The sequence below is a fragment of the Salinicola sp. genome (genome assembly GCF_982684285.1).
Genome location: NZ_CEXLVS010000095.1, coordinates 1 through 14,633 on the forward strand (window position 1 = coordinate 1; position 14,633 = coordinate 14,633).

At 64.9% G+C, this 14,633-nt stretch carries 9 protein-coding genes and 1 pseudogene; 6 read left to right on the forward strand and 4 right to left on the reverse strand.

Annotated features, from left to right (window positions below; genetic code table 11):
• The 4 genes from AC3AYF_RS10075 to glgB form a co-directional block, all read left to right on the forward strand.
• On the forward strand, positions 1-1,784 hold a 1,784-nt coding region (locus AC3AYF_RS10075; RefSeq protein WP_487779696.1), incomplete at its 5' end, for a malto-oligosyltrehalose synthase.
• A 101-nt stretch (positions 1,785-1,885) separates the two neighbouring features.
• The gene (locus tag AC3AYF_RS10080) at positions 1,886-2,353 is read left to right on the forward strand and encodes a DUF2934 domain-containing protein (protein WP_295039070.1); all 468 of its coding nucleotides are present in this window, start codon (positions 1,886-1,888) and stop codon (positions 2,351-2,353) included.
• Positions 2,354-2,414: 61 nt separating this feature from the next.
• A complete protein-coding gene (glgX, locus tag AC3AYF_RS10085; protein WP_295039069.1) occupies positions 2,415-4,601 on the forward strand; it encodes a glycogen debranching protein GlgX in 2,187 nt (728 codons plus the stop codon).
• Between the two features lie 36 nt (positions 4,602-4,637).
• The gene (glgB, locus tag AC3AYF_RS10090; protein WP_487779697.1) at positions 4,638-6,917 is read left to right on the forward strand and encodes a 1,4-alpha-glucan branching protein GlgB; all 2,280 of its coding nucleotides are present in this window, start codon (positions 4,638-4,640) and stop codon (positions 6,915-6,917) included.
• Here glgB and treF read toward each other — a convergent pair.
• Positions 6,888-8,444 carry an alpha,alpha-trehalase TreF gene (treF, locus tag AC3AYF_RS10095; RefSeq protein WP_295039068.1) on the reverse strand — a complete coding sequence of 519 codons (1,557 nt, stop codon included), beginning with the start codon at positions 8,442-8,444 and terminating at the stop codon, positions 6,888-6,890. The two genes, glgB and treF, sit on opposite strands and share 30 nt — an antisense overlap.
• 52 nt (positions 8,445-8,496) lie before the next feature.
• The gene (locus AC3AYF_RS10100) at positions 8,497-9,261 is read right to left on the reverse strand and encodes an SDR family NAD(P)-dependent oxidoreductase (RefSeq protein ID WP_295039066.1); all 765 of its coding nucleotides are present in this window, start codon (positions 9,259-9,261) and stop codon (positions 8,497-8,499) included.
• A 290-nt stretch (positions 9,262-9,551) separates the two neighbouring features.
• Here AC3AYF_RS10100 and AC3AYF_RS10105 point away from each other — a divergent pair, with 290 nt between their 5' ends.
• Both AC3AYF_RS10105 and AC3AYF_RS10110 read left to right on the forward strand, forming a co-directional pair.
• Positions 9,552-11,780 carry a mechanosensitive ion channel domain-containing protein gene (locus AC3AYF_RS10105; RefSeq protein WP_295039064.1) on the forward strand — a complete coding sequence of 743 codons (2,229 nt, stop codon included), beginning with the start codon at positions 9,552-9,554 and terminating at the stop codon, positions 11,778-11,780.
• A 138-nt stretch (positions 11,781-11,918) separates the two neighbouring features.
• Complete coding sequence (locus AC3AYF_RS10110) at positions 11,919-12,758, forward strand: hypothetical protein (RefSeq protein WP_295039062.1); 840 nt, start codon at positions 11,919-11,921, stop codon at positions 12,756-12,758.
• Positions 12,759-13,460: 702 nt separating this feature from the next.
• Here AC3AYF_RS10110 and AC3AYF_RS10115 read toward each other — a convergent pair.
• Both AC3AYF_RS10115 and AC3AYF_RS10120 read right to left on the reverse strand, forming a co-directional pair.
• The gene (locus AC3AYF_RS10115; protein WP_295039060.1) at positions 13,461-14,366 is read right to left on the reverse strand and encodes a LysR substrate-binding domain-containing protein; all 906 of its coding nucleotides are present in this window, start codon (positions 14,364-14,366) and stop codon (positions 13,461-13,463) included.
• Positions 14,367-14,423: 57 nt separating this feature from the next.
• A pseudogene (locus AC3AYF_RS10120) lies at positions 14,424-14,633 on the reverse strand (CocE/NonD family hydrolase); the annotation flags it as partial.

Here is a 14,633-nt window from a genome sequence, read left to right on the forward strand (position 1 = left end):
CGATCTGCGGGCGGCAGGAGCGGGCGTCCGTCGTGAGCCCGCGGCTGCCGATCTACGTCGAGAAGATCCTGGGCGATGACGAACGCCTCCACACCGACTGGGGCGTGGATGGCACCACCGGCTATGAATTTCTCGATCTGGTCTCGGGCATCCAGCACGACCCGGCAGGGCAAGAGCCGTTGGCTCGGCTGTGGCAGGAGATCAGCGAACGCAGCGCGGATTTCACCGCCGAGGTCGAGGCCGCACGCCAGGAGATGCTGTACGGGCCGCTGACTGCCGAGTTCGAGCGTTGCGTCCTGGCGACGCGGGCCCTGGCCGACGCCAGCCCCGCCACCCGCGAATTCAGCCTGCCCGCGATCCGGCGCGTGGTGGGCGCACTGGCGATCGGGTATCCGGTCTACCGCAGCTATGCCGATCGACACGGTCGTCCCGAGATGGATGCCGATGCGTTCGCTCGTGCCATGCAGGCCGCGCGATCGCGCCTGTCCGCCGCCGATGCGTCCTGGCTGCCGTTGCTGGATGACTGGTTCGGCGGCGAGGCGCCCGAGGCGTTCGAGGAGCCTGAGCGCGGGCTGCGCTTGAGTGCGATGACGCGCTTTCAACAGCTGACATCGCCACTCGCGGCGAAGTCCGTGGAGGACACCGCCGGCTATCGCTCGGCCGTCCTGCTGTCGCGCAACGACGTCGGTTGCGAGGGCGCCCATTTCGCCTACCCGGTCCAGCGCTTCCACCAGGCGAACCGGCAGCGTCTGGAGACCTTTCCCCAGGCCATGCTGACGACCGCGACACACGATCACAAACGTGGCGAGGACGTCCGGGCGCGTCTGGCGGCCCAGAGCGAACGGGTCGACGTGCTGGCGCCGAAGATGCGTGACTGGGCCCGGGATTCGCGTCTCCACGACAGTCATTCGGCCCCCGGCGGCGGCGATCGACTGATGATGCTCCAGGTGCTGCTGGCGGCCTGGCCACTGGCGTTGGCGCCAGGGCCAACGCGGAACGAAGAGTCCGCTTCCCGCGATCGGGAGGCGTTGCGCGAGTACGCCGATCGGCTCGTCGCTTGGCAGCGCAAGGCGATGCGTGAGGCCAAGCTCGCGAGCCACTGGCTGGCGCCCGACGAGACGTACGAACAGGCGGGCGAGGACGCCATACGCCGCGCCTTGACCGGCGATGCGCTGACTCACGAGCTGGCATCGGCCGCGGCGATGCTCGACATGCCCGGAGCGGTCAATGGCCTGGCGCAGGCGGTACTCAGGCTCTGTTCGCCGGGCATCCCGGATCTCTACCAGGGTACCGAGTTCTGGGACCTCTCGCTGGTCGATCCCGACAATCGCCGTCCGGTCGACATGGCGACGCGCCGGGAGGCCCTGGACCACCTCGAAACGCCGGTGGCGGCCTGGCGCCACTGGCGGGACGGTGCCGTCAAGCAGGTCGTGATTCAGCGCTTGTTGAATTTGCGGCGTGACCATCCGCGACTTTTCGATGACGGGGACTACCTGCCTCTGCAGGCGAGTGGGCCGAATGCCGATCGCGTCATTGCCTTTGCACGTAGAGCGCAGGGCGTGACGTTGCTGGTGGTCGTCACCCGGCTCTCTGCGGCGCTGATGGACGATACCTTCGAGGGGCGGCTCCAGTGGTCGGACACGGCACTGCCCCTCGAGGCGTTGGGAGTGAACGGCGTCGGGCAGGGCTGGCTGACGCCGACGCCGGTGGCGGCCGACGGCACGCTACCGCTACATCGACATTTGTCGGATTTTCCCTGCGGGGTTTGGGTGTGGGCACCTTGAACCCGCTATCTTGAGCGTGAAGCACCGGCCTTGTCGGTGCCGAACGAAACCGGTGGGGCAGGGATGCCCCGTCAAGCCACGAGTACAGGAAGGAGCGCATCATGATGACCGGTCGTGAACAACGCATACGAATGCTGGCTTACCGCATATGGGAGTCGGAAGGGCGACCCGACGGCCAGGAAGCTCGCCATTGGGAAATGGCCGAACGCATCGTCGAGGCCGAGAACGCCCGCGAGGAGGAGCAGGAGTGGCGCGCGGTGTCCGACGAACCCTCCCCGCTGGAGGGCGAGGAGCCGACCGCGGAGCCCGACGAAATCGGTATCGACGAGCCGCGCCTGCCGCTGGACGATCCCGAGACCGAAGCGCGCAAGGAGCAGGATACGGGCGTCGATGTCAGTTCCCCGCAGCCTCGAACCGGCTCTCCGGCTCGGCGCAAGGCGGCGAGCAGCGGCGAGGGCACTTCGCCGGCGCGCAAGCGCGGCACGACGAAGGTTTCCGGGGGCGCCGACAAGAAGCCGGCGACCAAGCCGCGCAAACCTCGCGGCACGAACGACGGCAAGAGCGAGTGACCGGCCCACACTGGGCATCACAGGGCGACAGGATGGACCTGGCTCGCCCGGAGGGTAGTCGATGACCGATATGCGTTGGGGACGGGATGAAACGATGGGATGCGTCGTTCAGGAAGCGGGATTGCTGCAGTCGCGGATTCGGGAGGGGCTTCCCTACCCTCTGGGGGCGACGTGGGATGGGCTCGGGGTCAACTTCTCGCTGTTCTCCGCCAACGCGACCCGAGTCGAACTCTGCCTCTTCGACGAAAACGGACAGGAAGAGCTGGAGCGGGTGGTGCTGCCGGAGTATACCGACGAGATCTGGCACGGTTACCTGCCGGATGCCCGTCCCGGCCAGCTCTATGGCTATCGAGTGCATGGCCCCTACGATCCGGAGGCTGGCCATCGCTTCAATCATCACAAGCTGCTGATCGATCCCTACGCCAAGCAACTGGTCGGTAAGCTGATCTGGGACGACGCCCTCTACGGTTACACCATCGGTCACGAGGATGGCGATCTCAGCTTCGACGAGCGGGACAGTGCACCGTTCATGCCCCGTTGCCGCGTCATCGACCCGGCGTTCACCTGGGGGCGTTCCACCGAAATTCGGGTGCCGTGGAGCGATACCGTCATCTACGAGACCCATGTGCGCGGCTACACCATGCGTCATCCGTCGGTACCGGAAGCGCTGCGCGGCACATTCTCGGGGCTCGCCGTGCCGGAAGTGATCGATTACCTCGTCGATCTGGGCATCTCCTCCCTAGAGCTGATGCCGATCCACGCCTTCGCCGACGATCGGCACCTGCAGGAGAAGGGGCTGCACAACTACTGGGGTTACAACACCCTGGCGTTCTTCGCGCCGCACCCGAACTACATGTCGACCGAGTCGGTCAGTGAATTCAAGCAGATGGTGGCGCGCTACCACGCCGCCGGCATCGAGGTGCTGCTCGACGTGGTCTACAACCACACGGCGGAAGGCAACGAGATGGGGCCGACGCTGTCGTTCAAGGGCATCGACAACGCCTCCTATTATCGGCTGATGCCGGACAAGCCGCGGTTCTACATCAATGACACCGGCACCGGCAATACACTGAACCTTTCCCACCCCCGGGTCCTGCAGATGGTGACGGACTCGCTGCGTTACTGGGCCGACGAGATGCGTGTCGATGGCTTCCGCTTCGACCTGGCCACGATCCTGGGGCGCGAGGCCGATGGCTTCGACGAGGGTGGCGGCTTCCTCGATTCCTGTCGCCAGGACCCGCTGCTGTCGCAGTGCAAGCTGATCGCCGAACCCTGGGACTGCGGCCCCGGCGGTTACCAGGTCGGCAAGTTTCCGCCCGGCTGGGCGGAGTGGAACGATCGCTTCCGCGACGACATGCGGGCGTTCTGGCGGGGAGACGAGGGCCGCCTGCCCGCCTTCGCCAATCGTCTGACCGCGTCGGCCGACCTGTTCAACCATCGCGGCCGCAAGGCGTTCTCGTCGATCAATTTCATCACCGCTCACGACGGCTTCACGCTGCGCGACCTGGTGAGCTACAACGCCAAGCACAACGCGGCCAATGGCGAAGACAACCAGGACGGGCACGACGACAACGTCTCCTGGAACCACGGCGTCGAGGGCGACACCGAAGATCCCGGGATCCGTGCGCTGCGCATGCGTCAGATGCGCAACCTGCTGGCGACGTTGATGCTTTCCCAGGGCACGCCGATGCTGCTGGCGGGGGACGAGTTCGCTCGCACGCAGGGCGGTAACAACAACGCCTACTGCCAGGACGGGGACATCGGCTGGGTCGACTGGAACCTCTCCGACGAGGGGCGCGGCCTGCTGGCCTTTACCCGCCAGCTGATTCGGCTGCGGCGACAGTATCCGATTCTCGAACGCGGGCGTTTCATGACCGGTGAGCTGAACGAGAACCTCGGCATCAAGGATGTCACCTGGCTCACGCCGGCCGCGGAGGAGATGGAGGTGGAGCACTGGCACGACGAGGAGGCCAAGGCGATTGGCGTGGTGCTCAACGGTCATGCCCAGCCCACCGGCATTTGCCGCTTCGGCTCGGACGTCACGGTGTTCCTGGCTCTCAACGCCTCCGATGGGGATGTCGACTTCGTGTTGCCGGACGTGCCGGGGGGGAGCGAGTGGCTGAGGCGCGTCGAAACCTTCGATCCGGCAGCCGGAGACGTGCGCTGCCCCATGGAGAGCGGCTATCGGGTCAGGTCGCGCAGCCTCTCGCTGTTCGAGCTGATCGAAGAGGAGGCGTCACATGATTGATCGATATCCCGACTTCCGGCGGCTGGCAGGTGGCTCATGACGCGAACTCGTTCTCGCAGTGAATCCGGGGAGAGCGGCGCGGATCGCTCGGATGCCTGGCCGACCGGCATGCCCCGGGTCACGGCTTCCCGCCTGGGCGTGGCGGATCTGGAGTCGCTCGCGCAGGCGACGCACGCCAATCCGTTCGCCGTGCTGGGACCCCACGTGCGCGCCGACGGCAGGCTGGAAGTCAGCGCCTACCTGCCGGGCGCGCAGGCGGTATCGCTGGTGGCGCGCGACAGTGACCGCTTACTGGGGGAGTGCGTGCTCGGTGCCATCGATGGATTTTTCGTCGGTGAGATGGCAAGTCCGTGCGCCTACCGACTGCATATCCGCTGGCCGGAGGGTGAGCAGATCGTTGCCGACCCCTACGCCTTTCCCCTGTTGCTGGGGGAGACCGACCTCTACCTGATCGGGGAGGGGAACCATCGGCGCCTCGGTGAATGCCTCGGGGCACGCGTGATGACGGTGGAGGACGTCGGGGGCGTGCGTTTCGCGGTATGGGCGCCCAACGCACAGCGGGTGGCGGTGGTCGGCGATTTCAATGGCTGGGACTCGCGCCGTCACGGCATGCGCTGCCGCTATCCCTCCGGGGTGTGGGAGATATTCATCCCCGGAATCGGGGTCGGCGAGCGCTACAAGTACGCCTTGATCGACATCAATGGCGAGCGCCTGCTCAAGGCCGATCCGGTCGCGCTCTCCACCGAGCCGCCGCCCCTGACGGCGTCGGTGGTGGCCGACTCGACGCCGTTTGCCTGGCACGACCAGACCTGGATGGACGAAAGACCCGGCCGGCACGCGCCGACGGCGCCAATTTCGATCTACGAGCTGCATGCCGGCTCCTGGCGCAAGCATGGCGGCGACGAGGGCACGATCTATGGCTGGCGGGATCTCACCGAGGCGTTGATTCCCTACGTGCTCGAGATGGGCTTCACCCATATCGAGCTGATGCCGATCATGGAGTATCCCTTTGGCGGTTCATGGGGTTATCAGCCGCTGTCGCTGTTCGCGCCCAGTGGACGCTTCGGTTCGCCCCAGGAGTTCGCGGCGTTCATCGATGCCTGCCACATGGCGGGTATCGGCGTGAGTCTCGACTGGGTCCCCGGCCATTTTCCCTCCGATCCTCACGGTCTGGCGCGTTTCGATGGGACCGCACTGTACGAATATGCCCATCCCTTCGAGGGCTACCACCAGGACTGGAATACCTATATCTACAATCTGGGGCGGCGCGAGGTTCACGGCTTCATGCTGGCCTCGGCGCTGCACTGGTTGCGCGACTTCCACATCGATGGCCTGCGGGTCGATGCGGTCGCCTCGATGATCTATCGCAACTACTCCCGCCGCGAAGGGGAGTGGATTCCCAATCATCTCGGCGGGCAGGAGAACCTGGAAGCGGTGGCATTCCTCCAGCATCTCAACCAGGTGGTCCACGACGAGGTACCGGGCGCGATCGTCATCGCCGAGGAGTCGACGGCGTGGCCAGGCGTCACCGCACCGGTGGAGCAGCAGGGCCTGGGGTTCAGCTACAAGTGGAACATGGGGTGGATGCACGACAGCCTGAGCTACATGAGTCACGATCCACTCTATCGTCGCTATCATCACGATCAATTGACGTTCGGCCTGATCTACGCCTTCAACGAACGCTTCATGCTGCCGATTTCCCATGACGAGGTGGTGCACGGCAAGGGGTCGCTGCTGGACAAGATGCCCGGCGATGACTGGCAGCGATTCGCCAACCTGAGAGCCTACCTGAGCTTCATGTGGCTGCATCCCGGCAAGAAACTGCTGTTTATGGGCTGCGAATTCGCTCAGGGGCGGGAGTGGAGCCATGACCGCGAACTCGACTGGTGGCTGCTGCAGGAAGCGCCCAACGCCGGCATCCGGCGCCTGGTGGGCGATCTCAACGCGCTCTACCGGTCGCATCCGGCGCTTCACGCGCTGGATTGCGAGGCGGACGGCTTCCAATGGGTCATCGGTGACGACAGCCACAACAGCGTCTTCGCCTGGTGGCGCCGGGATCGCCACGGCCGCCAGGCGCTGGCGGTGGCGAACATGACGCCGCAACGGCTCGGCGGCTACCGCATCGGGGTGCCGTCCGCCGGCAACTGGCAGGAGCGCTTCAACTCCGATGCGGCATGTTACGGCGGGAGCAACGCGGGCAATGGCGGCGGTTTGCAGAGCGAGGCGGTCGCCGCCCACGGCGAGTGTCAGTCGCTGGTGCTGACCCTGCCGCCGTTGGGGGTGGTGCTACTGATGCCCGGCGCGCTGGGCGAGTAGTGCCCGGGTGACGCCGTTGGTCCAGCCGAAACCGTCCTGCAGGGGGTATTCGCCACCGGTGGCGAAGTCCGCGCCAGGGTAGAGCACGTACTTTTCCACCAGCTTGTTTTCACGGCTGTAGAGCTCCTCGACCAGGGCCAGCCAGCGATCGGCGATGGTGTCGGCGAGCTCGGTGAAACCGTAGCGCCGTAGCCCCTCGATCGCCATCCACTGCAGCGGTGCCCAGCCATTGGGATGGTCCCACTGCTGCTGGCTATCGGTGATCTCCGTGGTGGCGAGGCCGCCCGGTGTCATGAGCCGATTGGCGATGATATTGGCGACACGTTCCGCCTGGGCGTCGGAAGCTGCGCCAACGAACAGCGGAACGACACAGCCGGCCGTCAGATGGACGCTGCTCTGGCCGCGAACGAAATCGTAGTCGTAATAGGCTCCCCGGGAATCGCTCCAGAGATATCGGTCCATCGCCGCTTGCCGACGCAGCGAGCGGCGTCGGAAATCTCCCGCCCTGGCGTCGTCGCCGGTGGCGGCATGGAGACGACAGAGTGTCTGTTCGAGATGAAAAAGTAGCGAGTTGAGTTCCGGGGTGACAAAACAGGTGGTGCGAATCGTGCTGAGATCCGTCACGTCGTCGAGCCATCGCCCACTGAAATCCCATCCGCTCTCCGCGCCCGCGCGCAGGTTCCGGAACAGCGCCTCCGCAGGACGGGCAGAGCGGGCGGCGATTTCGAGATCTTCCCTGAAAGACTCCTCGCGGGGCGTGGCGCGATCGTCCCAGTGCCGATTCAGCCGGCTATCTTCGTCGAGACGCACGCAGCGCCGATGGCTCTCGCCGGGTTTCAGCGTGTTCTCGCCATCCATCCAGAAAGCGTATTCCCGCTCCAGTTGGGGCAGGTAGTCGACGGCCTGGCGCAGTCCCTGCCGCTCGGTCAGCTCGACCATCATCGAGAACAGCGGCAACTGGGACCGGCTGAGATAGTAGGTGCGGTTGCCGTTGGGCATATGGCCGTAGCGCATGATCAGATCGGCGCAGTTGTCGGTGACCGCGCACATCAGGTGGTTCTCACCGCTGGCGGCGAGCCCCAGCATGGTGAAATACGAGTCCCAGTAGTAGTACTCGCGAAACCGCCCCCCCGGCACCACGTAGTCGTGGCACAGGGCGAGCAGCGAGGACCAGCGCGGATGCTGGCGCGAGTTGCGGGTCAGCACCGGCCACAGGTTGTCGATATGTTCGACCAGGTCGTGCTCGGGACGGGCTTCGTAGCCCCGGCCCGGGATCATGTCGCTGTAGAAGTGATCGGACACGAAGACGGCAAGATCGAAACCCACCTGTCGTCGCTGCTGCTCGTAGGCTTCCACGATCTCTTCGGGCGGTTGTCTCGGGATGCAGTCGGCGAAGGTCTTGGAATCCTCGAAGATATGCGCGAGCGCGACCGCCTCGAACAGCTCGCCGAAGCGGTCGTGGGGGGTAACCGCCGCCTCGTCGATCGAGTCGGTACTCCCGGAAGGCGTCTGAAAGCTGTCGAGCATGTCGTTTTCCCTGTGTGACGTGGAGCGTACCGGAGACGACATGGCCCCCTGGTTATTCTTCATACTGCCACAGCAGCCCACCGTCTACCGGTAGCGATGCACCGGTCATGTAGGCGGCATCTTCGGATGCCAGGAATTCGACCACGCCCGCCACGTCCTCGGGCCTGCCCAGACGGTTGAGCGGGATGTTGCCGAGCAGGTGGCGCAGTTTTTCCGGATCCTCGTCCAGCGCCGAGTTCATCGGTGTCTTGATGGCACCGGGCGCCACGCTGTTGACGGTAATGCCCAGCGGTGCCAGTTCGACGGCCAGGTTCCGGGTCAGCATGCGCATGCCGCCCTTGCTCATGCAGTAGCTGGTGAAGCCCGGGAAGGGGAGCTCCTCGTGGACCGAGCTCATGTTGATCACGCGTCCGCCGCGGCCTTCGTCACGAAGATAGCGAACGAAAGCCTGCGTGGTGAAGCAGACACCCTTGAGATTGGTGCGCATGACGTTGTCGTAGTCGGCCTCGTCGACGTCGAGGAACGGAGAATCAATCTCCAGTCCCGCGTTGTTGACCAGAATGTCCAGTTGGCCCAAGGCATCGACGCTCTCCGCGATCAAGCGGCGATTGGTATCGACATCCCCGATGTCTCCGGTGACGATCGCTGCCCGCCGGCCATGGGCGCGAACCCGCCTTGCGGTCTCCTCCGCGCGCTCCGAGGGGCGGCTACCACTGACGACGACATCGGCGCCGGCCTGGGCGAGACGCTCGGCAATGGCACGACCAATGCCCTGGGTGCTGCCGGTCACCAGTGCGACTTTGCCTGAAAGGCGCATCTCTCTCTCCTTGCGTGATGTCTCGTATGAATTCCGGGCGGAAGGTAAGTTCCCAGCGGAGTGTCAGTCCCGAGCGGAGTGTGAGGAACGGCCGCGGAACCGACGCTTGCCGGCAGATCCTGGCCAGGCACCGCCGCCGGCACTCCGGTCGGGGCGGCGCCTCCGTTGAAGATAGAGCAGCTTCGACCTTTGGACCAAAGAGTTGAAGCGTTGTTCTGGCGTCGCCTGGATAGCATGATGTCTGGCGGCAAGCCATCGACGGCTTGATAGTGACGCGTAAGGGAGTCAACGTGACGGGATTGAGAAAGCGGGGATGGATCTTGGGGCTGGTCCTGGCGTTACTGGTCAGCCTGCCGGCATCGGCGCAGTCGCTGACATCGCTGATGGGCGGCAGCCAGGGCAGCGGAACCCAGTCGGCAACCGCGCCCTCTCCACAGGAACTGAGTGCATCGCTCGATCAGATCATCGCGACGCTCGAAAACAGCGATCAGCGCCAGTCCCTGCTGGAGCATCTCAAGCAACTGCGTGATGCCACCGCAGCGGACGCCAAACAGGAGAGTGGGGCGGGAGGGCTGCTCGGTGCCCTCGCGCAGTCGTTCTCGTCTCTTGAAACCGATGGACTCGACAACCCGATCCGCTACTGGTCGACACGAGCCGATCAGGCCGGAGAGGATATCTCGACGCTGGTCGGCAATCACCGGCAGTGGCCAAGGATCCTTTTCGAGCTGGTCTGGGTCACGGCACTCTGGGTCGGTGTGACGCTGCTCGTCGCAACGCTGTGGCGCTGGGGCGTCCGTCAGTTGGGGCTGCCGTGGCATCTACCGGCGGAGCCGACGACCTGGACGCTCGTTCGCCATATCATCCGGCGCGTGGTGCCCCTGGCGATCGGCTTCGTCGTCGCGCTGATGACCGTGCACCAGGTCGAGACCGGCACGGTCGGTATTGCGCTGGCCATGGTCGCGGCGTACGCCACGCTTTGCGGTGCGGTCTTCTCGTCGGTCTGTGAAATCGTCTTTTCGCTGTTCGGTAGCGGGCATCGTCACACCGCGCTACGCATCCTGCGTCGACGCGGGGCCCGGTGGCTGTTTGCGCTGGGGGCGCTGGTCGCATTGGGCGATGCAGCCAATGCCGAGGCGCTGGTCGAGCCTCTCGGCGAGGGGGTCACGACTTTCCTGTCACTGATCGCCAACGTGTGTGCGGCATCGCTGCTGGGCATCTTCGTTCTGGTATTTCGACGCCCCATACGGCATCTGATGCGCAATCGCCCCTATTCCCAGCGTCAGGAGCGTCGCGCAACCACCGAACTGATCCGGGTCTTCAGCCAAATCTGGCACATCCCCATTCTGGTCATGGTGGCGGTGTCGCTGATCGCGATGATCATGTCGGCCGAGGATTCGCGCAGTGCGTTTTTCCGCGCGGTAGTGACGGCCGGACTCATGATCGCGACCCTGGTGGTCACCGGCCTGATTCACCGGCGAGGCATGAACGTCCGTGAGAACCCCTCCTCCGAATACATGGCGCGCCTGGCACGCTTCGGCTTCACCCTGGCCCATCTGGCGAGCTGGATGATCTTCGCCGAGCTGGCGATGCGGGTCTGGGGCTCATCGCTATGGGCGGTGGGTGCCTCCGCCGGCATCGGCCAGCAGATCGCCAAGGGCGTGCTCGGATTGGGCGTGACGTTTCTGCTGGCGTGGCTGGTATGGATTCTGGCGGATACCGCGATCAAGCACGCGCTGCTGCGCAGCAGCCGTCGCCATGGCAGGAGGGTCAACGCCAGCGCGCGCGCCCAGACCATTACGCCGCTGCTGCGCAATACCGTGTTCGTGACCATCGCCGTGATCGCGGTGATCATCGCGCTGGCCAATCTGGGGGTCAACGTCACGCCATTGCTGGCCGGTGCCGGGGTCATCGGTCTGGCGGTCGGTTTCGGCGCGCAGACGCTGGTCCAGGATCTCATCACCGGCCTGTTCATCCTGATCGAGGACTCGCTGGCGATCGACGATTTCGTCAACCTGGGAACGCACATGGGGACGGTCGAGGCGTTGAGTATCCGAACCGTCAAGCTGCGCGATCTGGATGGCATCGTGCACATCATTCCTTTCAGCCAGATCCAGGGCATTCAGAACTACTCCCGGGAGTTCGGCATCGCGCTGTTGAGAATCCGTATCGCTCATCATCTGAAAATCGACGAGGCGATCGAGATCGTGCGCGAGATCGCGGACGAGTTGCGCAGCGACCCGATGATGCGCCACCACATCTGGTCGGCGTTGGAGGTGCAGGGTATCGAGAGCTTCGATGCCGGAGCCGCCATCTTGAGGGTCCGAATGCGCACCGCGCCGATCATGCAGTGGGACGTGGCTCGAGCCTTCAATCTGCGCCTGAAGCAGCGTTTCGACGAGCAGGGCCTCGACCTGGCCATGCCGAGAATGAGCGTGGTGATGGAGCAGTCGACGGTAGCCGCTGGCGGCACCGGATCCCGGGAGCCGGTGACGGCCCCGGGTACCCCCGATCCGCAATGAATCCGGGCCTGTCCAGGGAGGGGCCGGGATCGGCCCCGGGCGGTCTGCCAGGTGAGCCGTTTTGTATTTCGGGCAGGGGGCCAGGGCAGCTTCTATAGTGATGGTGGCACGATGACCCCATAATCGGCGGGAGGCGGGATGATCGACGAGATGCGGATCCCTCTCGGGCGGCGTGGCCTGGCGGCGGCCGTGCTGCTCGGCCTTGCCTTGATCGGCTGCACGCGGCCCGAGGGCCTGGACAGGCGCCAGGACGTCATTTCGTCGCGGCTCGATGTCGCCCCCTTCTACAGCGAGGCCTACGAGGGTCGGCTGGCCTGCCCGGCGTGCGGCGGCGGTCGGGCGGACAGCGAACTGGTGCTCTACCGCGAGAGACGGACCGGCACGCCCGCCGGCTATCAACTCAATCAACGTTATCAGCGCGATCCCGCCGATCGCCGGCCGGTGGTGGAGGCCAGCCATCATGGACGCTGGTCGATCATGCAGAATGGTGCCAGTCCACGCGACCAGCCAGTCTATCGGTTCGAACCGGACGATCCGACGCAACACGCCTTCCTGCTGGAGCAGGTGGATCGGGATACGCTGATGGCGCGGGATGAGGTGGGGCGACCGGAGGCGGCCGGCCTCCGACGAAGCGCGGCTCCCGTCAGAGGAGATCTCAGCGTGACCGAGGCCGATAGCGGATTGCCGGTGGCGATCCAGGTGGGGCAGACGCTGACGGTCAGCCTGGCTGCCGATGCCAGCGGGCGCTTCGACTGGCGTCTGGTGACGTCGCCGGAGGATGCGCTCGAACCATTGGGCTCTCCAATGCGCGTCGCGACCGGCCGGGTGCGCCAGCAGGTCGAGAACGACAGTACGGCGGTTTGGCAGTTCCTGGGGCGCCACCCGGGAGACATCGTGCTGCGCTTCGAGTCGTCCTCGCTTGCCGAGCCTGGCCATTCGCCCCCGAGAGTCGTCCGGTATCCCGTTCGGGTGAGATGACTACTCGCACCTGTCCAGAGCCAGCCGAATCCACTGGCCTAGCCTTTGGTCTGGGCCACCAATCGCTAATGGCCGATGGGATGCCTTTCATCCATAATTTGTATTATCAGGTAAACATAAAGTAGTGATTGCCTTTATTTGAATCCAAGTGTAAATTTTGTGGCATTCAGTGTTAATTAAAGTCGCTGGCACTGTCGCCGAAAAAGGCAGTGATTGGGTCGGATGGATGACCCTCGGTTTCAGGAACGGGCGTCACGAGTCGGCTCCGTCAGCAGTCGACCAGTCGCGGGAAGAGTCGCCCGATCGAGAATAACGGTGCCGGTAAAGGCGCCAGGTGGCCATCAGGGTATCGAGATCAGCATGGCAAGTTCTGGCTCGGTCGATGGCGGATACGCGGGGGTGCGCAATGAGTCTGTTCAGTCTGAGCCTTATCGTCATCGGTTTTGTCGCCTTTGGGCTTTTCGTCGCTCTGCGTCTCTGCAGTAGCGACAAGGCTCCTCCCGAGGCGCGGGATCGAGTGACCCAGTCCGATCCTCTTCATGGGACCGGCAGCGAGCATCGCGCCTGAGAGCAGGTCGATTCGACCATGACAAAGCCGGCAACGTGATCGCTGCCGGCTTTCGTTCGTCTATCTTCCGGGAATCCGGCGCTCCGGGCGCATCGTGTCGACGCACAGGACCGCCCGATCGGCGGTGCGGATTCCTACTCCAGCACCCACTCCCGAAATGCCCGCATCGGTTCGGTGAAATGACGATGCTGCGGGGTCAACAGCGACAGTCGGCCACGGCTGGGGAGCGTCAGCGGAAGCGCCTGCACCAGGTTGCCCTGCTCGAGTTCTGCCCCCAGCAGACGCATCCAGCCCAGGGTGATGCCCTGTCCGGCGAGCGTCGCGTTCATCAACAGCTGGAAACTGTTGGCCCGCAGCGTATGGGTGGGAGGATGCCACTCGATGCCGAGCGCCTGAAACCAGAGCTCCCAGGTCAACCAGTCGTGATAGTGATCCTCGACCACCATCAGCGTATGGCGATCGAGCAGTTCCGCGGGATCGCGAATGCTTCCGTGACGTTCCAGATAGACGGGGCTACAGACCGCGGCGACCTCCTCATGGTCGAAGATGGCCTCGGCTTCCAGGCCGGGCGGGTCGACTTCACGTGGGACATGGTAGTAGATACCGAGATCGAACTCCGCCAGATCGAGACGGTGCGGGTCCTCGACGGTCAGAATGCGAATCTCGATATCGGGGTGGGCGCGCTGAAAGTCGGGCAGCCGGCGCGCCAGCCAGATCGAGGCGATGGTCGGGCTCGAGGCCAGGGTGAGCTGGCGCTCGCCGCCGCGCCGCCGCAGGCGTGCCGTCTCGTCGCGTAGATCTCGCAGCAGCCGTTGCACGACCCCGAAGTAGTGCTCGCCGGCGGGTGCCAGGCGCAGTCCGTCGTGGTGGCGTTCGAACAGCGGCCGGCCGAGATCGTTTTCCAGGCGCTTGATCTGGCGGCTCACGGCGCTCTGGGTCAGATGCAGCTCCCTGCCGGCCTGGGTGAAACTCCCATGGCGTGCGGCCGCCTCGAAAGCGCGGAGGCAGGAGAGCGGCGGGAGAGGGTCATGCGGGGGCATGCAAGCATCCGGAGCCAGGGGATCACGGCTCCGGAGCATAACACGCCAATGCCGGGATCAGATCGCCGTACGTGGAATCTCTCGCTCCCACGATTTTTCGCTGACCGGCGTCTCGCCCTCGTACGCCAACTGCTCGGCACGCAGGTAGAAGGTGGTCTCGTCGCAGTGCAGCCGATAGCGACTGGTCACTTCCGCCGCGAACTGTCCGTCGCCTTCGTCGCGCCCGGCGCGGTAGTGCCACACGATCTCGTCGCGGGTTCGCGGGGC

Coding starts and splice junctions, on each gene's coding strand:
- AC3AYF_RS10110 (WP_295039062.1), top strand. CDS start 11,919: ATGATCGACGAGATGCGGATCCCTCTCGGGCGGCGTGGCCTGGCGGCG.
- treF (WP_295039068.1), bottom strand. CDS start 8,444: ATGCTCGACAGCTTTCAGACGCCTTCCGGGAGTACCGACTCGATCGAC.
- glgX (WP_295039069.1), top strand. CDS start 2,415: ATGACCGATATGCGTTGGGGACGGGATGAAACGATGGGATGCGTCGTT.
- AC3AYF_RS10115 (WP_295039060.1), bottom strand. CDS start 14,366: ATGCCCCCGCATGACCCTCTCCCGCCGCTCTCCTGCCTCCGCGCTTTC.
- glgB (WP_487779697.1), top strand. CDS start 4,638: ATGACGCGAACTCGTTCTCGCAGTGAATCCGGGGAGAGCGGCGCGGAT.
- AC3AYF_RS10080 (WP_295039070.1), top strand. CDS start 1,886: ATGATGACCGGTCGTGAACAACGCATACGAATGCTGGCTTACCGCATA.
- AC3AYF_RS10100 (WP_295039066.1), bottom strand. CDS start 9,261: ATGCGCCTTTCAGGCAAAGTCGCACTGGTGACCGGCAGCACCCAGGGC.